Source organism: Phenylobacterium sp. T106 (genome assembly GCF_057219735.1).
In genome coordinates this window covers 73,940-94,935 of record NZ_JBXVWA010000012.1, presented here as the reverse complement: position 1 = coordinate 94,935, position 20,996 = coordinate 73,940, and the positions used below count along the sequence as shown (strand labels likewise).

18 protein-coding genes and 1 pseudogene are annotated in these 20,996 nt (G+C 69.9%); 7 read left to right on the top strand and 12 right to left on the bottom strand.

What is annotated here, in order from left to right:
* The first annotated feature begins 14 nt into the window (after positions 1-14).
* The 4 genes from flgK to AC2D8W_RS20570 all read left to right on the top strand — a co-directional run bounded on the left by flgK (position 15) and on the right by AC2D8W_RS20570 (position 4,535).
* Positions 15-2,111, top strand: a complete 2,097-nt coding sequence (flgK, locus tag AC2D8W_RS20585; RefSeq protein ID WP_484673106.1) for a flagellar hook-associated protein FlgK — start codon at positions 15-17, stop codon at positions 2,109-2,111.
* Between the two features lie 12 nt (positions 2,112-2,123).
* Positions 2,124-3,053 carry a flagellin gene (locus AC2D8W_RS20580; protein WP_484673105.1) on the top strand — a complete coding sequence of 310 codons (930 nt, stop codon included), beginning with the start codon at positions 2,124-2,126 and terminating at the stop codon, positions 3,051-3,053.
* 61 nt (positions 3,054-3,114) lie between these two features.
* The gene (gene mnmA, locus AC2D8W_RS20575) at positions 3,115-4,296 is read left to right on the top strand and encodes a tRNA 2-thiouridine(34) synthase MnmA (RefSeq protein WP_484673104.1); all 1,182 of its coding nucleotides are present in this window, start codon (positions 3,115-3,117) and stop codon (positions 4,294-4,296) included.
* A gap of 41 nt (positions 4,297-4,337) precedes the next feature.
* A complete protein-coding gene (locus AC2D8W_RS20570; protein ID WP_484673103.1) occupies positions 4,338-4,535 on the top strand; it encodes a hypothetical protein in 198 nt (65 codons plus the stop codon).
* A gap of 348 nt (positions 4,536-4,883) precedes the next feature.
* On the opposite strand, the gene AC2D8W_RS20565 is transcribed toward AC2D8W_RS20570, so the two are convergent.
* Complete coding sequence (locus tag AC2D8W_RS20565; RefSeq protein WP_484673102.1) at positions 4,884-5,057, bottom strand: hypothetical protein; 174 nt, start codon at positions 5,055-5,057, stop codon at positions 4,884-4,886.
* Positions 5,058-5,317: 260 nt separating this feature from the next.
* Here AC2D8W_RS20565 and AC2D8W_RS20560 point away from each other — a divergent pair, with 260 nt between their 5' ends.
* Positions 5,318-6,376, top strand: coding sequence for a sensor histidine kinase (locus AC2D8W_RS20560; RefSeq protein WP_484673101.1), 1,059 nt, complete (start codon positions 5,318-5,320; stop codon positions 6,374-6,376).
* Between the two features lie 295 nt (positions 6,377-6,671).
* On the opposite strand, the pseudogene AC2D8W_RS20555 reads toward AC2D8W_RS20560, so the two are convergent.
* Positions 6,672-7,831: pseudogene (locus tag AC2D8W_RS20555) on the bottom strand (IS110 family RNA-guided transposase).
* 265 nt (positions 7,832-8,096) lie between these two features.
* On the opposite strand from AC2D8W_RS20555, the gene AC2D8W_RS20550 reads away from it, so the two are divergent.
* A complete protein-coding gene (locus AC2D8W_RS20550; RefSeq protein WP_484673100.1) occupies positions 8,097-9,287 on the top strand; it encodes an acetyl-CoA C-acyltransferase in 1,191 nt (396 codons plus the stop codon).
* Here the strand turns inward: AC2D8W_RS20550 and AC2D8W_RS20545 are convergent.
* A complete protein-coding gene (locus AC2D8W_RS20545; protein ID WP_484673099.1) occupies positions 9,284-9,802 on the bottom strand; it encodes an SRPBCC family protein in 519 nt (172 codons plus the stop codon). The two genes, AC2D8W_RS20550 and AC2D8W_RS20545, sit on opposite strands and share 4 nt — an antisense overlap.
* An 81-nt stretch (positions 9,803-9,883) precedes the next feature.
* Positions 9,884-10,483, bottom strand: coding sequence for a DUF3617 domain-containing protein (locus AC2D8W_RS20540; RefSeq protein ID WP_484673098.1), 600 nt, complete (start codon positions 10,481-10,483; stop codon positions 9,884-9,886).
* 66 nt (positions 10,484-10,549) lie between these two features.
* Between AC2D8W_RS20540 and AC2D8W_RS20535 the strand changes: the two genes are divergently transcribed.
* The gene (locus AC2D8W_RS20535; protein WP_293480894.1) at positions 10,550-10,816 is read left to right on the top strand and encodes a GNAT family N-acetyltransferase; all 267 of its coding nucleotides are present in this window, start codon (positions 10,550-10,552) and stop codon (positions 10,814-10,816) included.
* Positions 10,817-11,034: 218 nt separating this feature from the next.
* Here the strand turns inward: AC2D8W_RS20535 and AC2D8W_RS20530 are convergent, their stop codons facing one another.
* The 8 genes from AC2D8W_RS20530 to AC2D8W_RS20495 all read right to left on the bottom strand — a co-directional run bounded on the left by AC2D8W_RS20530 (position 11,035) and on the right by AC2D8W_RS20495 (position 20,959).
* Positions 11,035-11,400, bottom strand: a complete 366-nt coding sequence (locus tag AC2D8W_RS20530; protein WP_293480896.1) for a ClpX C4-type zinc finger protein — start codon at positions 11,398-11,400, stop codon at positions 11,035-11,037.
* A gap of 74 nt (positions 11,401-11,474) precedes the next feature.
* The gene (gene flhA, locus AC2D8W_RS20525) at positions 11,475-13,511 is read right to left on the bottom strand and encodes a flagellar biosynthesis protein FlhA (protein ID WP_484673118.1); all 2,037 of its coding nucleotides are present in this window, start codon (positions 13,509-13,511) and stop codon (positions 11,475-11,477) included.
* 86 nt (positions 13,512-13,597) lie between these two features.
* Entirely contained in the window at positions 13,598-14,965 is a 1,368-nt protein-coding gene (flbD, locus tag AC2D8W_RS20520) for a sigma-54-dependent transcriptional regulator FlbD (RefSeq protein WP_293480898.1), read from the bottom strand.
* A gap of 26 nt (positions 14,966-14,991) precedes the next feature.
* Positions 14,992-15,324, bottom strand: coding sequence for a flagellar motor switch protein FliN (gene fliN, locus AC2D8W_RS20515; protein WP_484673097.1), 333 nt, complete (start codon positions 15,322-15,324; stop codon positions 14,992-14,994).
* A gap of 4 nt (positions 15,325-15,328) precedes the next feature.
* Positions 15,329-15,976: a FliH/SctL family protein gene (locus tag AC2D8W_RS20510; protein ID WP_484673096.1), complete on the bottom strand. Its 648-nt coding sequence runs from the start codon at positions 15,974-15,976 to the stop codon at positions 15,329-15,331.
* The gene (gene fliG, locus AC2D8W_RS20505; RefSeq protein WP_484673095.1) at positions 15,976-17,007 is read right to left on the bottom strand and encodes a flagellar motor switch protein FliG; all 1,032 of its coding nucleotides are present in this window, start codon (positions 17,005-17,007) and stop codon (positions 15,976-15,978) included. Before fliG ends, AC2D8W_RS20510 begins: the two co-directional genes overlap by 1 nt.
* On the bottom strand, positions 17,007-18,662 hold the full coding sequence (gene fliF / locus AC2D8W_RS20500) for a flagellar basal-body MS-ring/collar protein FliF (RefSeq protein WP_484673094.1): 1,656 nt from the start codon (positions 18,660-18,662) through the stop codon (positions 17,007-17,009). Before fliF ends, fliG begins: the two co-directional genes overlap by 1 nt.
* A 188-nt stretch (positions 18,663-18,850) precedes the next feature.
* On the bottom strand, positions 18,851-20,959 hold the full coding sequence (locus tag AC2D8W_RS20495) for a serine hydrolase domain-containing protein (RefSeq protein WP_484673093.1): 2,109 nt from the start codon (positions 20,957-20,959) through the stop codon (positions 18,851-18,853).
* Positions 20,960-20,996: the final 37 nt, after the last annotated feature.

The following is a 20,996-nucleotide window of genomic DNA, read 5'->3' as shown; positions in this document are numbered from 1 at the left end:
CGGAGCCTTAATCCATGTCGCTCACGGCCACCCTGCGCACCGCCTCCTCGGGCCTCAACGCCGCCCAGGCGGCCCTGCGCGCGACGTCCGACAACATCGCCAACGTCAACACCCCCGGGTACGTCCGCAAGGCCGTCAACCAGCAGCCGCTCGTTGTCGCCGGCGTCGGCGCCGGGGTCACGATCGAGGGCGTCCAGCGGATCACCGACCAGTACCTGCAGGGCGCGTCCCTTTCGGCGGCGTCCGACAAGGAGCGCTGGAGCGCGGTCGCCCAGTACCTGGACAACGCCCAGAGCCTGTTCGGCGACCCGTCGGCCGACGGCTTCTTCTTCAGCCGGCTGGACAAGATCTTCGGAGCCTTCGCCACGGCGGCGGACGATCCGTCGTCGACGCTCCTGCGCAGCCAGGCCCTGGGCAACATCGAGGACTTCCTGACCGAGGCGGGGCGGATCAACAGCCAGATCGTCTCGCTGGGCGACACCGTGGAGACGCAGATCTCCGCCGGCGTGGACCGCGCCAATGCGCTGCTCGAGCAGATCTCCAAGCTGAACACCGACATCAAGCGCGCCAGCCTGGTGAACGCCGACGCCTCGGGCTCGGAGAACATCCAGAGCCAGCTGCTCGACGAACTCGCCGGCCTGATGAACATCCGCGTGGCGCCCCGCGCCGGCGGCGGCGCCGACGTGCGCTCGGTGGAGGGCGTGCTGCTGGCCGGCGACGAGCCGGCCCGGCTCACCTACAACTCCACAGCCTCGACCCCGGGCTACATCACGGCGCGACCGGCCGGCAGCTCCACCGACCAGCCCATCCAGCTGACCAGCGGCGAACTGCGCGGCCTGACCGAGCTGCGCGACGTCGAGCTGCCGAAGCTCTACGACCAGCTCGGTGAGTTCGTGAGCCGCGCCGTCGACCAGCTCAACGCGGCCCACAACGACGCGGCGGCCTATCCGGCCCCGGCCACGCTGGCGGGCCGCAACACCGGGCTCGATCTGCCGACGGCCGTCAGCGGCTTCTCGGGGACCTCGACCATCGCGGTCGTGAACGCCGCAGGCGTGCTGCAGCGGACGGTGGCCATCGACTTCACCGCGGGCACGATCTCGGTGAACGGCGGGGCCGGAGCGGCCTTCACGCCGGCCACCTTCCTCGCCGGGCTCAACACCGCCCTGGGCGCGCTGGGCTCGGCCACGTTCAGCGGCGGCGCCCTGACCGTCAACGCAACGGCGCCCAACGGCCTGGCGATCGACGAGGGGACGTCGCAGAAGACGGGCCGCGGCTTCTCGCACTTCTTCGGCCTCAACGACCTGGTGAAGGCCTCGGGCTTCACCAACTACGCGACCGGTCTCCAGGCGGCCGACCCGCACGGCTTCACCCCCGGCGGCGTCATCAACCTGCGCCTGTCCAGCGCCGACGGACGGCCGATCCGCGACGTGTCGGTCTCGGCGCCCGCGGCGGCCACCATGACCGACCTGCTCAACGCCCTGAACAACAACGCCAGCGGCGTGGGCCTCTACGGCGCCTTCTCGCTCGACGGGAACGGCGTGCTCAGCTTCGCCGGGGGCGCGCCGCTGGACGCCCAGATCTCGGTCATCAACGACAACACCGCCCGCGGCGTCGGCGGCCCGTCCATCAGCCAGCTCTTCGGCATCGGCGCGCAGGAGCGTGCGGCCCGGGCGGGCCGGTTCCAGGTCAGTTCCGCGCTGAACTCGGATCCCACCAAGGTGGCGGTCGGCAAGCTCGACGTTTCCGCCGCGGTCGGCCAGGTCGCGATCCGGCCCGGGGACGGCCAGGGCGCGCTGGCCCTGTCCGCCGCGGGCGAGCTCCCGGTCCTGTTCCAGGCCGCCGGCTCGCTGGGCCAGGTCACCATGTCCGTCTCGCGCTACGCCTCGGAGTTCGGCGGGGCCATCGGCCGCGGCGCCGCTTCCGCCGAGACCCGCAAGGCCAGCGCCGAGGCCGTCGCCTTCGAGGCCAACACCCGCCGCCAGGCCGTCGAGGGCGTGAACCTCGACGAGGAACTGGTGAACCTCACCACCTACCAGCAGGCCTTCAACGCCTCCGCCCGCATGATCCAGGCCGCCAACGAGCTCTTCGACGTGCTCGTGAACATGGTCTGAGGAGACTGAACGATGGTCACCCGCGTCACCACGCCCGGCAGCTACTCGGCCGTCCTGAACAACCTCCTGGCCGCCCAGCAGCGGCAGCTGGAGGCCGGCAACAAGGTTTCGACCCAGCGCAACGGGCAGGACCTCAAGGACTATGCCCGCTCGTCCGAGCTGATCACCGCCATGCGGTCGGTGCAGACCCGCCTCGGCGTCTACCAGGACCAGAACAAGCTCCTGGCCGACAAGCTCACGACACAGGACACCGCCCTGATCCGGGTGGCCGATGCGGCGCAGTCGGTGCGGCAGGTGTTCTCCGAGGCGCTGGCCTCGGGGCGCGTCGACACGCTGGTGGAGGACGTGCAGGCGCAGTTCAGCGCCGCGATCGAGGCCATGAACGCCCGCTACGGCGGCAAGTACCTCTTCGCCGGCGGCCAGGTGGACACCCGGCCGGTGACGGCGACCACGCTTTCCGACCTGACCTCCGGGCCGCCGATCGCCAGCTTCTTCGCGAACGACGACTTCAAGGTCACCGCCAAGCTGGACGAGGCGACCAACGTCACCATCGGCTTCCTGGCCGACGACATCGGCACGTCCATGCTGACGGCGTTCCAGAGCTTCCAGGCCTTCAACCAGGGCCCGTCGGGACCGTTCGCCGGCGCCCTCACGGACGCCCAGCGCACCTTCCTGGAGGGACAGCTGGCAAGCTGGGAGACCGTTCGCGAGGACGTCACCCTGCTCGCCGCGCGCAACGGCACCAACCAGAAGCGTCTCGACACCATCGCGGCCGACCTGGAGGGACGGCAGAACACCCTGGCCGGCATGCTGGGCGACATCACCGACGCCGACATGGCCGAGGCCGCGGCCCAGCTCCAGCAGGCGCAGCTGTCGGTGCAGTCCGTGGCCTATGTGTTCCAGGCCCTCCAGCAGTCGTCGCTGCTCAACATCCTGAAGTGAGCGCGCGCGCGAAGGCCGCCCGGCCCTCGAAAAGTCCAGGCGGAGCCGTTACATAGCCGGCATGTCCGCGCCTGTGCTCGCGCCCGACCGCCTGAGCGACGGCCTCGTCGAGGCCGCGCGCGCGGCCGTGCGCCTGCCCGCCGGGACCCGCATCGTGGCCGCCATGTCCGGCGGCGTGGACTCCACCGTCACCGCGGCGCTGCTGGCGCGCGCCGGCTATGACGTCGTGGGCGTGACGCTGCAGCTCTACGACCACGGCGCGGCGATCCAGAAGAAGGGCGCCTGCTGCGCCGGCCAGGATATCCACGACGCCCGGACGGCGGCCGAGGCCATCGGCATCCCCCACTACGTGCTCGACTACGAGAGCCGCTTCCGCCAGCAGGTGATCGAGGACTTCGCCGACAGCTACCTGCGCGGCGAGACGCCGATCCCGTGCATCCGCTGCAACCAGACGGTCAAGTTCCGCGACCTCCTGGACGTGGCGCGCGAACTGGGCGCCGAGGCGATGGCGACCGGCCACTACGTGCGGCGCGAAGAGGGCCCCGCCGGACCGGAACTGCACCGCGCGGCCGATCCGGCGCGCGACCAGTCCTACTTCCTGTTCGCGACCACGGCCGAGCAGCTGGCCTATCTGCGCTTCCCGCTGGGCGGGCTGCCGAAGCCGGCGGTCCGCGCGGCGGCGGCCGAACTGGGGCTCGCGGTGGCCGAGAAGCCGGACAGCCAGGACATCTGCTTCGTGCCGGAAGGCCGCTACACCACGGTCATCGACCGGCTGCGGCCGCAGGGCGCGGAGCCGGGCGACATCGTGCACCTGGACGGCCGCGTCCTGGGCCGCCACGAGGGGGTGACCCGCTACACCATCGGCCAGCGCCGCGGCCTGAACGTCGCGGTGGGCGATCCGCTCTTCGTGGTGCGCATCGACGCCGACGCCCGGCAGGTGGTGGTGGGCCCGCGCGAGGCGCTTCTGACGCGGGCGCTGAGCCTGAAGGAAAGCAACTGGATCGGGGACGGTCCCTCGCTCGAGGATGCGGTGAGGCGGCAGCGCCCGGTCCTGGCGCGCGTGCGGTCCACCCGCGAGCCCGCCCCCGGCCGCCTCGGCGTGGTGGACGGACAGCCCGGCGTGGTGTTCGCCGCTCCCGAGGAAGGCGTCGCGCCCGGCCAGGCCTGCGTGCTCTACGCGCCCGAGGACGACACGCGCGTGCTGGGCGGCGGCTTCATCGCCGGGACCGTGCGCAACCAATGACCCCCCTTTCCCGCGCAGCGGGAAGGGAAGATGCTCCGGCCATGGACGCCCGCCAGCTCGTGGACATCGCCTGCGACGAGGATCCCCGCGCGCCCTGCCTCTGGCTGCCCTCGGACCTGTTCCCGGAATTCTGCGCGGCCATCCGGCAGGCGCCGAACGTCGTGGGCGCCGTGATCTATCGGAACAAGACGATCCGCGACGGCGGCCCCTACTGCGACGTCACCACGCGGGCGCCCTGAGGCTGCCTACGCACGGCTGGACGTGGTCTGTCCCGAGCCGGGATGCAGACCCCTGCTACGCCAGGTCCCCATCCCCTTGCAGCCTCACATGGGGATTTCCAGGTCAACCCCGGGGTCAGCTGTCGCTGACGCCGTCGCCTTGTGGTCCCAGCGTGGCGCTTGAAACGGCCGTCACGAGCTGCGCCAGCGCGAATGGCTTCGTCAGCATCACGCTGCCGGGGACCCCTCTGGAAGCCCACTCATGGGAGCTGCCGCCGCTGACGTAGATGACGGGCAGCTCTGGAAAGAACTCCCTTGCCCGTCTCCCAATGTCCCAGCCACTGATCCCTCCGGGAAGGTCAATGTCTGTCACGAGAGCTCTGACGACCGCGTCCACAGGTTCTCGAGCGCGGCGATGGCGTCAGGGCCGGACTGGACGGCTTTGACCTGGAACCCGCCTTCCTCCAGCGCCGTCACGCCCAGTTCAAGGACCGGGGCGTCGTCCTCCACGTATAGAATTAACGGCGCGTTTGGATCGGACACGATGCTCCCCCCAGAGCCAGCGTCGGCTATCCGACCCTTGGGCTTCAAACGATTCGGCGATGGCCGCGTTCCATGAGCGCTCTGAGGGGCGTTCGCGAGTTATTTGGTCGAAGTCATCCAAGCTCCCGGTCTCGTGCTATGGTTCACCGACGAAAACGCTTTGGCGGACCGTGACGGGTCCGTCCGATCCGGCCGTCGTACGTCGCCGGGGTTGGCTTTCGCTTCGCGAGCCTCCGGCCCGCCAAGAAGGGGGGCAATCTATGACTTCGAAATTGCTTCATGCCGACGCCGCCCTCGACCTCGCCTTGGCGGTCATCGCGTCATCGACGGCGCCGCTCGTGCTGTTGGACGGGAATTTTGCGGTCGTGGCGGCCAGTAGTTCTTTCTATCACGCTTTCCAAATCGACCCTGCCAAAGCGGAAGGCCGGGAAATCTTCGCGCTCGGCTCCGGTGAATGGGAAATCCGCCAGCTACGGTCCCTGCTTAAGGCCACGGCCGAGGGGAAGGCGCAGATCGACGCCTACGAAATGGACCTCGTGCGCGAGGGCCAGGAAGTCCGCCGGCTCGTCCTGAACGTCAAGAACCTCGACTATGGCGACGCCGACCACGTCCGACTTCTCCTCGCTGTCGCCGACGTGACCGATGCGCGCCTCGCCGAGAAGCTCAAGGACAATATGCTTCGCCAGAAGGACGACCTGGTCCGTGAGAAGGCGATCCTCCTGCAGGAGCTGCAGCACCGTGTGGCGAACAGCTTGCAGATCATCGCCAGCGTGCTTCTGCAAAGCGCGCGGCGTGTGGACTCGGACGAGACGCGTACGCACCTTTACGACGCTCACCAGAGGGTCATGTCGGTCGCCGCCGTCCAGCGGCAGTTGGCCGCGACCACAATCGGGGACGTCGCCTTGCGCGGCTATTTCGCGGAGCTTTGCGAGAGCATCGGCGCCTCGATGATCCGTGACCACGATCAACTCAAGCTGGAGGTGAGCTCCGATGACACCGTCACCACCGCCGATGTATCTGTAAGCCTCGGCCTGATCGTCACCGAACTGGTGATCAACGCCCTCAAGCACGCCTTTCCGGGCCGCCGAGAGGGCAAGATCAACGTCGATTATCGAGCCGACGGTGCCGCTTGGACCCTGTCCGTCGGCGACAACGGCGTCGGCATGCCGCAGGACAAGGCAAGCGCCAAGTCTGGCCTCGGCACCAGCATTGTCGCCGCGCTCGCGCAGCAGTTGCAGGCGGACGTCCACGTCTCGGACAACCATCCAGGGCACAAGGTGTCCATCGTCCACGAGGCTGGCGCCGAGCCGCCCTCCTAACTCCGCCAGCACCAACGTAGAGCGCGGCAGGCGACCACGGGGGAACTCTGCCGCACCTGGAATCCAAGTCTGAGCCCGTCTGACGACCTGGGGCTGAGCGCACCAGATCAACCTCACATCCGGTCGCCGCATCGCTACGGCTGCACCAATATCCCGCGTTCGACGGGTGGTGGGCTCAGGGGAACGAAGCCATTCTTCATTTGCGGCTGGTTAGGCCATGGCTGCAATCGGTTCGTCACCTGGATCCGCCAGGACTGATCAGGCCCTGTGGATTGCGAAAATTTACCGTTGGCGATCAGGCGGCCTGCAACACGGCGCCTTCGATCACCACCCCGCTGGTCACGTACTTCCAAAAGGCCACCAAGAGCTTGCGCGCCAGAGCCACGATCGTGCTCTTGCGCATCCGGCCGCCACTGCGCCGCACGCGTTCCTCGAACCAGCGACTCAGCGCCGAGCCCGGCTGATGCCGGGTCCAGAGCCAGGCGACCTGGATCATCGTCGTTCGGAGCCGCGGGTTGCCGGCCTTGGACACGCCTTGCTCGTGATCGATTGATCCGCTCTTCCAAGGCGTCGGCGCCAAGCCCGCGTAGGCGGCCACCTGGCGGCGATTGTTGAAATGGCGGAACAGGGCTTCGGACCACAGCAGGGTGGCGATCTGCGGCCCGATCCCCTTGAGCTGCGCCAGCATGGCGGCGGGCCTGGATGCCTCGTCTCTCGCCTGCTGGAGCAGAGAATCGCGCTCTGCTTCAACGGCTCTCAGCTGTGTCACCAGCATCTCGATGCGATCCAGCTCACGGGCGATCTGAGCCTTCAGGCGCGGGGGCAGCGGCCGGCCGTCCCCGGTCCGCAACTGGTCCAGCCGTGCGCGGCTGTTGCGACGCAGCGGATCATAGTCTCGGATCCCCTGTGCGCTGAGGAGCCCTTTGATCCGGTTGGTATGCTCGATACGCTCCGCGACCAGGGTCTTGCGTTCCCGGCAGATGCGCCGACGATCTTCCTCCTCCGGCGTCGGGGCCTTGACCATCGAGCACACCCGCGGCTCTCCCCGTTTGAACGCCAGGAGCGTGCGGACCAGGGTCTCCCCGTCGATCCGATCGGTCTTGGCCCGGCGTCGGCGCCGGGACGTCAGGATCGACGCGGCGTCCACGACGTGGCTCTCGATCCTTCGCTCTCCAGCACCCGGTGAATCCAGAACCCATCGAGGCCGGCCTCCTGGATGGCGATGATCGGAAAAGCGCGATCCAGACGAGCGGTCGCCTTCTGTTGAAGCTGCGCGAACAGCGCCAGCAATCCCCCAACATCGCCCGCCGCGACCGATTGCTTGGACAGCTTTTCGCCGGCTCCCGGCGATAAAGACGTAGTCAGCCATGTTGATCGACTGAGTTCCAGCGAGACGAAGATCGCGCCGAGATCGGTGCGGATGGCGCTTTGGTCTTGCGGTTGATGCTGGTGCATGGGCAGGCCTCCGGCGGGCGGTTGATATAGGAGCCGCACTCTGCCCGCGGCCGAGCCGAGCGCTATCCCGCCCCATGGGATCTTCTCCGCGGACGCCGCAGGCGCTCGATCGAACCGCGGAGGACGCAGTGAGGAACGCTGAGAGCGCAGAGGTCTCCGCGCCCTCCGCGCCTCCTCCGCGATCTCCGCGGTTAAACTGGGCGGCCCACCGGCCCTCCTGTCCGCCGGACTTCATATGACCGGGAGGCGACGCTATATCGCGGGCATGAGCCAGACCTCCGACCCCGTCGTCATCGCCTCGTACGCCCGCACGCCCATGGGCGGCTTCCAGGGCGTGCTCTCGGGCGCCAAGGCCACCGAACTGGGCGCCGCCGCCGTGCGGGCCGCGGTCGAGCGCGCCGGCGTCGCGCCGGATGCGGTGGAGCAGATCGTGATGGGCTGCGTGCTGCCGGCGGGCCTGGGCCAGGCGCCGGCGCGGCAGGCGGCGCTGGGCGCAGGCCTGCCCAAGTCGGTGGAGGCCACCACCGTCAACAAGATGTGCGGCTCGGGCATGCAGGCCGCGATCCTGGCCCACGACGCCCTGGCGGCCGGCAGCGCCGACATCATCGTCGCGGGCGGCATGGAGAGCATGACCAACGCCCCGTACCTGATGACCAAGCATCGCGGCGGGGCGCGGATCGGCCACGACACCATGTACGACCACATGTACCTGGACGGCCTCGAGGACGCCTACGAGCCGGGCCGGCTGATGGGCAGCTTCGCGGAGGAGGCGGCGCGGTCGTACCAGTTCACCCGCGAGGCGCAGGACGAGTACGCGATCGGGTCGCTGACCAAGGCCAAGGCGGCCATCGAAGGCGGCGCGTTCGCCCGCGAGATCACGCCGGTGACGGTGAGGGACCGCAAGGGCGAGGCGACGGTCGACACCGACGAACAGCCGCTGAAGGCCGACCCGGCGAAGATCCCGACCCTCCGGCCGGCGTTCGCCAAGGACGGGACGATCACGGCGGCGAACGCCAGCTCGATCTCGGACGGCGCGGCGGCCCTGGTGATGACCCGCGAGAGCGTGGCGCGGAAGCTCGGCATGGCCATCGTCGCGCGGGTGGCGGGCCATGCGGCCCACGCCCACGAGCCGGGCCTCTTCACCACCGCGCCGGTCCCCGCCGTCCAGAAGGCGCTGAAGCGGGCGGGCTGGAGCGTGGCGGACGTCGACCTCTTCGAGATCAACGAGGCCTTCGCCGTGGTGGCGATGATCGCCGAGCGCGACCTCGGGATCGACCGCGCCAGGCTCAACGTGAACGGCGGGGCCTGCGCGCTGGGCCACCCGATCGGCGCCTCGGGCGCCCGCATCCTGGCGACGCTGCTGGCGGCGCTGCAGGCGCGTGGCGGCCGGCGCGGCGTGGCCAGCCTCTGCATCGGCGGCGGCGAGGCCACGGCCATGGCGGTGGAGCTGGCCTAGGTTCCGGACTCAATCAGGTCCACCAGGTGACGACGGCGGCGGGCCACCGCTTCCAGCTGGTCGAGCATCACGCCCCAGCCGTCCTCGAAGCCCATCTCCGCATGCTGCGTCTTCTTCTCCAGCGTGGGATGACCGACGCGGGCGGTCAGCAGGGTCTTGCCGCCGGCGTGCGGCTCGAACGTGATGACGGCGGTCATCATGCCCTCGGGATTGGGGACCCAGCCCTCGGTGAAGGCGTCGGTGAAGACGATCTTCCGGCCGGGCGTGAGTTCGAGGAAGACGCCGTCGTTCGGGAAGACCTCGCCGTCCGGCCCATGCATGGTGATGCGGCTGGCGCCGCCCGGCCGCAGGTCCAGCGTCTGGGCCTCGGCGCGCCAGGGCTTGGGGCAGAACCACTCGGGATAGGTCGAGCCGTCGGTCCAGGTCCGGTAGAGCGCCTCCGGACTGGCGTCCATGATCCGCGCGAGAACCAGCTCGCGCTCGTTGTTGGGGGTGATCGGGGCGGGAACGGCCATCGGATACTCCTTCGACGGTGCAGGTTGGGGTTCACCCCGAGGACGAACGGGGGCCGTCCGTCCCGACAACCCGCGTGCGCCCTACCTCTGCCCCCCGCCGGCCATGGCGGTCATCTTCTCCATGTTGATGGTCATTTCCGGGCCGCCCGGGATCTGGACCTTCACGTCGCCGCCCTGCATTCCCGCGGGGCAGGGGCCCTCCCACTTCGCGGTGAGCGTCATCTCCTGCGCGCCGTTCGCCTGCGGCATGGACGAGCCGGTCGTCGTGGACGAGGCCTTGACCACGTAGGACGTGTTGAAGTCGCCGGTGACCGAGCCGTTCGAGACGGTCTTGCCGGCGGCCCCCATGTCGCACTCGGACGAGAAGCGCCAGCCGCCGGGCGCCGGCGTGAACGTCTGCTTGGCGCACATCTCCTTGCCGGCCGCCTGGCCCCAGACGGTCATCTTGGCGTCGGTGTCCTCGTCGAGGCAGACCTTCATGGTCTGGTTCACGCCGTTGGAGGCGATGGTGTGCGTCCACAGGCCGGGCTTGCGCTTGGGCGGCGCCGTCAGCGGGGTCGCGGCGGCCTGGGCGGCCGGGGCCGCGTCGCCGGTCTTCGCGGCCTCTTCCTTCTTCCCGCAGGACGCGAGGCCGACCGCAATGATCGCAAGGCTCGTTCCTGCAATGGCGACTCGTCGCATCTTGATCCCTCCCGGCACGTTCCCACGTCTTCAGGGACGACCCTAACGCGGACAGGAGACCGATCAATGTCCCAACTGCGCGACACGGGCGAGCGTTACGAGCACGACGAGCAGGGCCTGACGTCCTACGCCGACTACCGCCTCGCGGGCGACCGCATGTACATCGACTATGTGTTCAGCCCCGTCCCGCTGCGCGGGTCCGGCGCCTCGGGCCGGCTGATGGAGGGCGTGGCGGCCGACGCCCGCCGGCGCGGCCTGAAGATCACGCCGATCTGCGGCTACGCCGCCGCGTGGCTGCGGCGGAGCGAGGAGTTCCGCGACCTGGTCGCGTAGCGGTCCGTACGCGACACCCGGTCATCCCGGCGAATGCCGGGATCCAGATGGAGGGGCTCGGAAGCGGGTTCCGTACGCTCGGAGCCCTTCCCATCGCGACCTTGCACGTGGATCTGGGTCCCGGCATTCGCCGGGACGATCGGGTTGACGGAAGCGTCTGAACGGGGCGCGCACCTGGATCCGAAAACCGGCTCCCGCTTTCGCACGCGCTCCTGCGGTCAGCCGAAGCGCTTCCAGGCGGCCTGCCGCGAGACGCCCAGCGTGTCCCCGATGGCCGCCCAGCTGACGTCGCGCTCGCGCAGGATGTCGGTGATGTCCCGCATCGCCTGGTCGACCCGCTCGCCGGCGGTGTCGTAGCCCTTCAGGATGGCCAGCAGCTGGTCGGTCGAGAGCTGCTCCGGGACGTTGATCGACGCCGGTTCGAGCTGGTCCGGGTACTGGGCCATGATGCTGTCGCAGAGCTTCACGCATTCGTTGCAGATCAGCACCCCCGGTCCCGACACCATCTTCGCCACCTGGGTCTGCGGCTTGGCGCAGAACGAGCAGTGGAACATGCGGGCGGGGGCTTCGGCGGTCCTGGCCATGGCGCGGCTCCTGTCAACCCGATGTTGACAGTCAACCTCGCATTGACGCTCCTGTCAACCCGCCGTTGACGCGGTCAGATCGCGCCGACGGTCTTCAGCCTCGCGCGCGGGTGCACCTCGTTCTGGCTCAGCACGGGCGTCTGGCCGCGGAAGCGTTCGATGATCGAGCGGACGTAAGGCCGGATGGTGGGGCTGGTGAGCAGGACCGGGCTGTCGCCCGCGAGCGCCGCGCGCTCGAAGGTCTCGCGCACGCCGCGGATGAATTCCTGCAGGCGCGAGGGCGCCAGCGCCAGCTGCTTGTCGTCGCCCGTCCCGACCAGCGCGTCGGCGAAGGCGTTCTCCCACTCGGGCGACAGCGTCACGATGGGCAGCGCCCCGTCCTCGCCGCGGTACGCGTAGCAGAGCTGGCGCGCGAGCCGGGCGCGGACCTGCTCCACCAGCATGGTGATCGAGGTGGTGTGGGGCGCCGCCTCGCCGATCCCCTCCAGGATGGCGCCCAGGTCGCGGATCGAGACGCGCTCGCGCAGCAGCGCCTGGAGCACGCGCACCACCGTGGTGGCGGTGACCACGCTGGGGATGAGATCCTCGCTGAGCTTCTTCTGCTCGGCCGGCAGGTCGCGGATCAGCTTCTGGACCTCCGCATAGGTGAGGAGGTCGGGCATGTTCTCCTTGAGGATCTCGGTCAGGTGCGTGGTCAGCACCGTGGCGGGATCGACGATGGTGTAGCCACGGAAGGTGGCCTCCTCGCGCAGGGCGTCTTCGATCCACGTCGCCGGAAGGCCGAACGCGGGCTCCTTCACGTGCTCGCCCGGCAGCTCCACCTGTCCGCCGCGGGGGTCCATGGCCATCAGCTGGCCGATGCGCACCTCGCCCGACCCGGCCTCCATCTCCTTGATGCGCAGGGCGTAGCCCATGGAGGGCAGGCGCATGTTGTCCAGGATCCGCACGCTGGGCATGACGAAGCCGAAATCGGCGGCGAGCGTGCGGCGCAGGGCCTTGATCTGGTCGGTGAGCCTGCGGCCCTCCAGGTCGTTGATCAGCGGCAGCAGGCCGTAGCCCAGCTCGATCTTGATCTCGTCGATGGCCAGCGTCTGGGAGATCGGCTCCTCGGTCTCCTCCTGCGCGGGCGCGACCTCGACCTCCACGGGCTCCGCGGCCTTCTGGGAACGTCGCCAGGCCAGCACGCCCGCGCCCATGGACAGCGCGGCGAAGGGGATGATCGGCATGCCGGGGATGATGGCCAGGACGCCGGCCGCCGCCGAGACCATGCCCAGGCTGATGGGGTTGGTGGCCAGCTGGGTGACCAGCGCCTGGTCGGCGGAGCCCTCCACGCCGGCCTTGGACACCAGGAAGCCGGCGGCGATCGAGATGATGAGCGCGGGGATCTGGCTGACCAGACCGTCGCCGATCGACATGATGGTGTAGGACGCGAACGCCTGATCCAGCGGCACCGAGTGCTGCAGGACGCCGATCAGGATGCCGCCGATGACGTTGATCGCCAGGATCACGAGGCCCGCGATCGCGTCGCCGCGCACGAACTTCGAGGCGCCGTCCATGGCGCCGAAGAAGGTGGACTCCTGCTCCAGCTCCTTGCGCCGCTTCTTGGCTTCGTCCTGGTCGATCAGGCCGGCCGAGAGGTCGGCGTCGATGGCCATCTGCTTGCCCGGCATCGAGTCCAGGGTGAACCGCGCGGCCACCTCGGCGATCCGGCCCGAGCCCTTGGTGATGACGACGAAGTTCACCACCACGAGGATCGCGAACACGATCACCCCGATGGCGAAGTTGCCGCCCATCATCAGCTTGCCGAACGTCTCGATGACATGGCCGGCGCCGTGGGCGCCCTCGTGCCCGTGGCTGAGGATCAGGCGCGTGGTCGCGATGTTCAGCGCCAGCCGGTAGAGCGTCACCACCAGCAGCACGGTCGGGAAGGCGGTGAACTCGAGCGGCTTCTTGATGAGCAGCGAGGTCATCAGGACCAGGACCGACGACGCGATCGAGATCGAGAGCAGCACGTCCAGCAGGAACGCCGGGATCGGCAGGATCAGCAGGACGACGATGCCGATGACGCCCAGCGCCAGCGCGACTTCGCCGCGCGCCACCCAGCCCCACATGTCGCGCGCGCTCGGCGCGTTCGAAAAGCGCGAGGGCGTGACGTCGGTCACGGCTCAGAATCCCCGATGGCCGGTGTCGCGCGGGGTCATGCCGCGCTCGCGCCCATCTGCGGCGCCGGCACCGGGACCCCGGCCTCGGTGTACTCCTTCAGCTTGTTGCGCAGCGTCCGGATCGAGATGCCGAGGATGTTGGCCGCGTGCGTGCGGTTGCCGAAGCAGTGCTCGAGCGTCTCGATGATGAGCTGCTGCTCCATCTCGGCCACCGTCTGGCCGACGAACGAGCGGGTGGCGATCTCGGCGGCGCTGGCGGCGGCCTGCGCGGTGCGCGCATGCGCGTCCGCCGGGGCCAGCGGCTGGCCGTCGGGCAGGCGGATCGCGGTCTCGTCGATCTCGGGCCCCGAGGACAGCAGGACGGCGCGATGCATGGCGTTCTCGAGCTCGCGCACATTGCCCGGCCAGCGGTGGGCGGCCAGCCGGCGCTTGGCCTCGCCGGACAGCGGCTTTTCCGCCATGCCATTGGCCTGGGCGTACTTGCGGACGAAGAACTCGGCCATGGCGACGACGTCGGCCGGGCGCTCGCGCAGCGGCGGCAGGCGCAGGTTCACGACGTTCAGGCGGTAGAGCAGATCCTCGCGGAACGTCCCGTCCTTCACCGCCTGGGCCAGGTCGCGGTTCGAGGTGGCCAGGATGCGGATGTCCACCTTCACCGGCTTGGCGCCGCCGACCCGGTCGATCTCGCGCTCCTGGATGGCGCGCAGCAGCTTGGCCTGCAGCCGCGCGTCCATTTCGCTGATCTCGTCGAGCAGAAGGGTCCCGCCGTTGGCCTCCTCGAACTTGCCGATGCGGCGGGCCAGCGCGCCGGTGAAGGCGCCCTTCTCGTGACCGAAGAGCTCGCTCTCCAGCAGGTTCTCGGGGATGGCCGCGCAGTTGACGCTGATGAAGGGCTTGCTGGCGCGCCGCGACTTCTGGTGGACGTAGCGAGCCACCACCTCCTTGCCGACGCCGCTTTCCCCGGTGATCAGGATCGAGGCGTCCGAGGGCGCCACCTGGTCGGCCAGCTGGATCACCGCCTGCATCGACGGATCGCGCACCACCATGGGGCGGTTGTCGTCGCTGACGGCCGCCAGCACCGCGGCGATCAGCTCGGCTTCGGGCGGAAGCGGGATGAACTCCTTCGCGCCGGCGCGGATGGCGTCCGCCGCGCGCTTGGGATCGGCCGCGATGCCGCAGGCCACCACCGGCGCCCTGATCCGCTCGGCCTCGTTGGCCGCGATCAGGCCCGCGATGTCGAGGTCGTAGTCCACCATGAGCAGGTCCGCGCCCTGGCCCGCGCGGAGCGCGTGCGTGGCGGCCTCGATGGTCTCCACGTGGCTGACCTTGGCGCCCGCGCTCATCGCCATCTTCACGGCGGTGGAGAGCTGTCCGCTCAGTTTTCCGACGACCAGAAGCCGCATCTTCCTACTCCTTCACACGCTCAGGCTCAGGCCTGGGCGTCGCCGTCCTTGATGATTTCCGTCATGGTCACGCCGAGACGATCGTCGACGATCACGACCTCGCCGCGCGCGACCAGGCGGTTGTTCACATAGATGTCGATCGCCTCGCCCACCTTGCGGTCCAGCTCGAGCACCGACCCCTGGGAAAGCTGCAGCAGCTGGGCCACCGACATGCTGGACCGTCCCAGCACCGCCGAGATGGCCACGGGGACGTCGAACACGGTGGCGAGGTCGCCGGCGCTCTTCTCCTCGCCCGCAACCTCGGGCAGCGCGCCTTCCTCGGGCGAGAATTCGTCGAGCTTCAGGTCGTCGTCCGCCATGGGTCTAGCTTTCTGAACCGGGGATCAGGGGTTCGGCGTGCAGACCCTCGGCGGCCAGCGCCGCCTCCAGGGTCTGCGACACGCGCTCGGCGGCCTGCGCCGGATCGAACGCGGCCTGTCCGTCGCCGAAGTCGAGGGTGAAGGCGTGGGGTCCGAAGGCGCCGTCCGGCTTGACGACCACCGCGCCCTCGAAGCCCAGGCCGCGGGCGGTCTCGTCGAGCTGGCCCATGAGCGCCTCCGCGAGCGCCGGCTCGGCCGAGACCACCAGCCGCGGCTGGGCGTCGATCTCGCGGGCCAGGGTCTCCAGCGCGGCCTGAACGGGCGCCTCGGGGAAGCGGGCGAGCGCCGCGTCGGCGATCGCGCGGCCGCAGGCGAGCGCCAGCGCGGCCGAGCCCTGCCGGTGCTCGTGCGCCACCTCGGCCAGCCGGGGCAGGGCCTGGCTGCACGCCGCCGCGATCTGCGAGAGGGCCGCGGCCTGCTGGGCCGCGACGCTGGCCAGGGCGGCGCGTTCGCCCTCGGCCCTTGCGGCCGCGCGGATCTGCTCGACCTCTTCGGCCGGGTACAGCCGCTTCGGGCGCGGCGCCACGAACGCGATCGAGCCCTGGGCGTCGAACTCGGTGTCGAAGGCGAATTTGGCGGGGGCTTCCGACATCAGTAGATGAGCTCATCGTCGGAGTTGGAGCCGGCGAGCATGATCTCGCCCTTGTTCGCGAGGTCCTTGGCGATCTGCACGATCGCCATCTGCGCCTGGTCGACGTCGCGCAGGCGGACCGGGCCCATGCTCTCCATGTCGTCGCGCATGATCTTGGCGGCGCGCTCGGACATGTTGGAGAAGAACATCTCGCGCAGCGCGTCCGAGGCGCCCTTCATGCCGAGGGCCAGCTGGTCCTTCTCGACCGCGCGCAGCAGCGTCTGGACGCCGCCCGGGTCGAGCTTCGACAGGTCCTCGAAGACGAACATGAGGGCGCGGATGCGCTCGGCCGCCTCGCGGTTGCGCTCCTCGAGCGCGGTGATGAAGCGGGTCTCGGTCTGACGGTCGAAGGCGTTGAAGATGTCGGCCATCATCTCGTGGCTGTCGCGCTTCGAGGTGCGCGCCAGGTTCGACATGAACTCGAGCCGCAGCGTCTGTTCGATCTTGTCCAGGATCTCGCGCTGCACGGGCTCCATGCGGAGCATGCGCATCACGCACTCCAGGGCGAAGTCCTCGGGAAGCGAGGCCAGGACGCGGGCGGCGTGCTCGGACTTGATCTTCGAGAGCACCACCGCGACCGTCTGCGGGTATTCGTTCTTCAAGTAGTTGGCGAGCACGGCCTCGTTCACGTTGCCGAGCTTGTCCCACATGGTCCGGCCCGCCGGACCGCGGATCTCCTCCATGAGGGCGTCGACCTTCTCGCCCGGCATGATGGAGGCGAGCAGCTTCTGGGTCTGCTCGAACGACCCCATGATGGCGCCGGTCCCGGCCATCCCGGCCACGAACTCGACGAGCAGGTCCTCGACGACGGCCGCCGTCACGTTGCCCAGGCTGGCCATGGCCTGGGAGATCTCCTTGATCTCCTCCTCGTCCAGCGCCTGCCAGACGTGCGCGTGGTCCTCGCCGAGGGCGAGCAGGATCACGGCGCACTTCTCCGCCCCGTTGAGGCGGGAGGCGTCGACGACGTTCTTGCCGTTGCCCCGGGGCGCCATCAGGCCGTCTCATGCAGCCAGGAGCGGAGGATCGAGACGGACTCGTCCGGATGCCGCTCCACGAATTCGGAGACCTTCTTGACGGCGCTCTGGCGCACCTGACCGTCCACGCGGGCGATGTCGATGCGCGCGGCGCCGTCGTCCTGCGGGCCGGCGATCGCCAGCTGCTGCATGCTGCCGTCCGAGGAGATGGCCATCTGCTGGCCGTCGGGCGTCACCATGATGCGGGTGACGGTGGGCGCGCCCGAGCCTGCGTCAGCGTCGGCGCCGCCGCCGCCCTTGCGCTTGCCGCCGCCGGCGCCGAGCAGGGGACGGGCGACGAAGAAGATCATCAGGATCCCGACGATGGCGAGAACCGCCAGCTCCACGGCCCGCATGATGTCGTTCTTGTCGAAGCCCATGAGCGGGTTCGCCGCCTCGGTGCCGCCTTCGCTGGTGGCCGTGGGGAAGCGCACGTTGATGACGCTGATCTGGTCGCCGCGGTCCTGGTTGAAACCCACGGCCGAGCGGACCAGCTGCTCGATCTGCTGCATCTCCTGGGCGGAGCGCGGCGTGTAGGCGCCCGGCTTGCCGTCCTTGCCGACGGCGGTCGCGCCGTCGACGGCCACCGCCACCGAGAGCCGCTTCACGGTGCCCGGCTCCTCCACCTTCGTCGTGACGGTCTTGGAGATCTCGTAGTTGGTGGTGGAGTCCGCGCGGCCGCTCGACGAGGAGTTGGCGTTCTCGTCGGCGCCCGGTCCCCCGGGGATGTTGGCCGCCACCGAGGCCGCGCCCGATCCGGTCGAGTCGTTGTCGCGCGAGTTCTCCTCGGTGGTCGATTCCGAGCGGATCACCTGGCCGTCCGGATCGAAACGTTCCTCCTGGGTCGTGACCCGGGCGAGGTCGAGGTCGGCGGTGACGTTCACGCGGGCCTTGCCTGCGCCCACGATGCCTTCGACCAGCGTCTTCACCTGCTTGGCGATCCGCTGCTCCACCTCGGACTTGCGGCCGTCGGCCTCGGCGGCCAGGCCGACCTCGCCGCCCGACAGGGTCCGGGCGCGCTGGTCGACCACGGTCACGCGGTCGGGCTTCAGGTTGGGCACGGCGCCCGCCACGAGGTTCTGCATCGCCCGGACCTGGTCGGCGCTGGGCTCGCGGCCGCCGACGCCGATGGTGACGGCCGCGCTCGGCTGCTCGGCCTGCTCCTCGAAGAGCTGGCGCTTGGGCAGCACCAGGTGGACCCGGGCCGAGGTGACGCCGTCAAGGCTGAGGATGGTGCGCGCCAGTTCGCCCTCCAGGGCGCGCTGGCGGTTCAGCTGCTGCACGAAGTCGGTCTGACCCAGCGCATTGGCCTCGTCGAAGATCTCGTAGCCCACCGAACCGGCCGTCGGCAGGCCCTTGGAGGACAGCATCAGCCGCGTCGAGGCCACCTGGTCGCGCGGGACCATGATGGTCGAGCCGTCGCCCTTGACCTCGTACTTGACGCCGGCCTGGTCGAGCGCCGTCGTGATCGAGCCCGCCTCCTTGAGGTCGAGGTTCGAGTAGAGCAGGGCCTTCGGCTGGCCCAGACCCATGAAGATGGCGGTGAAGACGGCGACCGCGCCCGCGGCGATCCCGAGGAAGGCCGCCAGCCGGCCGACCCCGAACCTCCGCACCATGGCCGCGATCTGATTCAAGACGCCTCGCCCCCAAACCCGGCGGCGCGCGGCCACGACCGGCCCCCGCCAACAGGTAGGCAGGAATTTCCCAGTCCAAGGTTAAGGGCCGGTTTAAACTTGACTGTAGCGGGACCCCTGTCGGTCGCGGCACGGCGCCGCAGGAGGGCCGGTCACGGCCGCCCGCCGACACCGGCTGGAGCGCGCCTCTAGCGGCTCCACGGCTCCAGGGCGCCGTTCAGCGCGAGGAGCACGGAGAACGCGGTGTAGATGACCACGGTGGCGGTAAAGAACAGCTTGCGGGCTACGGTCCAGGAGTCCACCCGCCGGCCGCCCTGCCAGATCGCCGGAAGGGCGGCGATGGTGACCAGCGTCAGCGCCGCCGCCACGAGGGCCGACGCCGAGGCCGTGATCACGAGCGGGCCCGGCCAGCCGTACATCACCCGCTGAATGTCCGCGGCCCCTGCGCCAAACGCGCCGAACAGAACGAACGCGGCGATCCAGAGGCCCGCCTGGATGTTCTGCACCAGGGCGGCGCGGGCCTGGATCTGGTTCTGCCGCAGCTCCCGCCGGTTCCGCAGGATCAGGCCGACGAGCGTGGCGATCGCCGCCAGCCCGGTCAGGGCCGCGACGGCGCCCAGCGTGGCGGGACGTTCCGTGAGGCCCGAGCGGACCAGGGTCTCGGTGTTGCTCCATCCCCTGAAGCTGGTGGCCCGGCCATCCTCGATGTGGAAGGCCAGGCGCTCGTCGTCGTCCGCGGCGATGAACCGGCCCTGGCTCGCAGGGCCTTCGGGCGTGTACGCCTTCGTCTCGCCGTCGCGGGTCACGAGCAGGCGACCTCCGCGCGTCACCGACACCTCGGCGCCGCCGACCAGCAGGCCGACGAAGCCCTCGAGGCCGCCGTAGGCCCGCCGGGTGGTCAGGTAGTGGCCGGCGAAGATGTCGCCCGCCTCGGCCAGGTCCCGCGTCCCGGCCCGCGGGAAGGGGGCCGGCGGCGCATAGAAGTGACGCACGATCGCCGCCGGCAGCGGTCCGGCCACGTCGCGCCCCGTCTCGGTGTTGGTGGTCACGAAGACGCCGAGGCCCAGGTCCGGGACCAGGGTCATGTTGGACATGAAGGCCAGCGTCGCCCCGAGATGGCCGTAGCCCCTGCGCCCGCCCGGCAGGTCCATGGTCATGAAGCCGTGGGCCCAGCCGTTGATCCCGTCCGGCGTCGCCCGGAGCGGCGTGCGGAACGCGCGCGCCGCCTGGGGACCATAGATGGTGACCCCGTTCCAGGCGCCGTTCCCCAGCAGCATCAACATGTACCGGCTCATGTCGCCGGCCGTGGACGACGCCGACCCGGCCGGCGCGATCTGGCCGATGTACTCGTAGTCGTCGGGCATGAAGCCCGCGGCGCGCCAGCCGTAGCCCTGCGCCGCCTGCGCGCTCAGGGTCTCGGGCATCGGGGCGGGCAGGCCCCGCCGCGCCTCCCGCGGTTCGCGGAAGGTGGTGTGGCGCATGCCCAGGGGGACGAAGATCTCATCCTCCGCCAGGCGCTCGAAGGTCTTGCCGGAACCGAAGGTCGCCGCCGCGCCGGCCAGGGCCGCGCCGTAGTTCGAATAGCTCGAGACCCGTCCCGCGGCGCGCACGCGGTCCGGGCGCTCCTGCCGCAGATAGAGATCCAGCGGGCGCACCCGGCGGGGATCGTTCTCAAACAGCTGGCCCAGGGCGCGGTCCTCGAAGCCGCCGGTATGGTCGAGCAGGTTGGCGACCGTCACGCGGCCCGCCTTGCCGGTCAGCCGGACGCGCTCAGGCAGGTACAGGTTGACGGGGCGGTCCAGTCGCAGACGGCCCGCCTCGACCCCCTGCATCACCAGGATCCAGGTGAAGGTCTTGGAGATCGATCCGATGCGGAAGAGGCTGCGGTCCGGATCCACCGGCCGCCGCGGCGAGAGGTCCGCGAAGCCATAGCCCTTCTTCAGGATCACCTGGCCGTTCTGGACCACGGAGACGGACGCGCCCGCGACGTGCTCGCGCGCCATGGCGTCGGTCATCCACCCGTCCACGAAGGCCTCCAGTTCGGCCGGGTCCAGCGCCTGGCCCGCCGCGAGACGGGCGCCGTTGGCGTGGCGGGGGAGGGCGGCCGCCGCGGCAAGCCCCGCCTGGGCCCTGGGCGCGGCCGGCGCGGCGCTGGGCCGCGGGGGCGCCTTGGCGGCGGGTCGGGCCTGGGCGTAGGGAACGGGAGCCTCGGGGAGCGCGGCCTCCTGCGCCCCCGCCGCCGGGGCGACAAGCAGTGCGAGCGCCGCCAGGACCGCCTTGAAGAGGCTGGGATTCAAGGGCCGAACTCCGCTCGAGGAGGATGGACCATATCAT

Bases quoted from the DNA above. Each gene is read 5' to 3' on its own strand.
- AC2D8W_RS20530 (WP_293480896.1), bottom strand. From the start codon at position 11,400: ATGGCCAGGACCGCCGAAGCCCCCGCCCGCATGTTCCACTGCTCGTTC.
- AC2D8W_RS20560 (WP_484673101.1), top strand. From the start codon at position 5,318: ATGACTTCGAAATTGCTTCATGCCGACGCCGCCCTCGACCTCGCCTTG.
- flbD (WP_293480898.1), bottom strand. From the start codon at position 14,965: ATGCGGCTTCTGGTCGTCGGAAAACTGAGCGGACAGCTCTCCACCGCC.
- AC2D8W_RS20540 (WP_484673098.1), bottom strand. From the start codon at position 10,483: ATGCGACGAGTCGCCATTGCAGGAACGAGCCTTGCGATCATTGCGGTC.
- mnmA (WP_484673104.1), top strand. From the start codon at position 3,115: ATGTCCGCGCCTGTGCTCGCGCCCGACCGCCTGAGCGACGGCCTCGTC.
- AC2D8W_RS20510 (WP_484673096.1), bottom strand. From the start codon at position 15,976: ATGTCGGAAGCCCCCGCCAAATTCGCCTTCGACACCGAGTTCGACGCC.
- flgK (WP_484673106.1), top strand. From the start codon at position 15: ATGTCGCTCACGGCCACCCTGCGCACCGCCTCCTCGGGCCTCAACGCC.
- AC2D8W_RS20570 (WP_484673103.1), top strand. From the start codon at position 4,338: ATGGACGCCCGCCAGCTCGTGGACATCGCCTGCGACGAGGATCCCCGC.
- AC2D8W_RS20535 (WP_293480894.1), top strand. From the start codon at position 10,550: ATGTCCCAACTGCGCGACACGGGCGAGCGTTACGAGCACGACGAGCAG.
- AC2D8W_RS20580 (WP_484673105.1), top strand. From the start codon at position 2,124: ATGGTCACCCGCGTCACCACGCCCGGCAGCTACTCGGCCGTCCTGAAC.
- fliN (WP_484673097.1), bottom strand. From the start codon at position 15,324: ATGGCGGACGACGACCTGAAGCTCGACGAATTCTCGCCCGAGGAAGGC.
- fliG (WP_484673095.1), bottom strand. From the start codon at position 17,007: ATGGCGCCCCGGGGCAACGGCAAGAACGTCGTCGACGCCTCCCGCCTC.
- AC2D8W_RS20550 (WP_484673100.1), top strand. From the start codon at position 8,097: ATGAGCCAGACCTCCGACCCCGTCGTCATCGCCTCGTACGCCCGCACG.
- flhA (WP_484673118.1), bottom strand. From the start codon at position 13,511: ATGTGGGGCTGGGTGGCGCGCGGCGAAGTCGCGCTGGCGCTGGGCGTC.
- AC2D8W_RS20545 (WP_484673099.1), bottom strand. From the start codon at position 9,802: ATGGCCGTTCCCGCCCCGATCACCCCCAACAACGAGCGCGAGCTGGTT.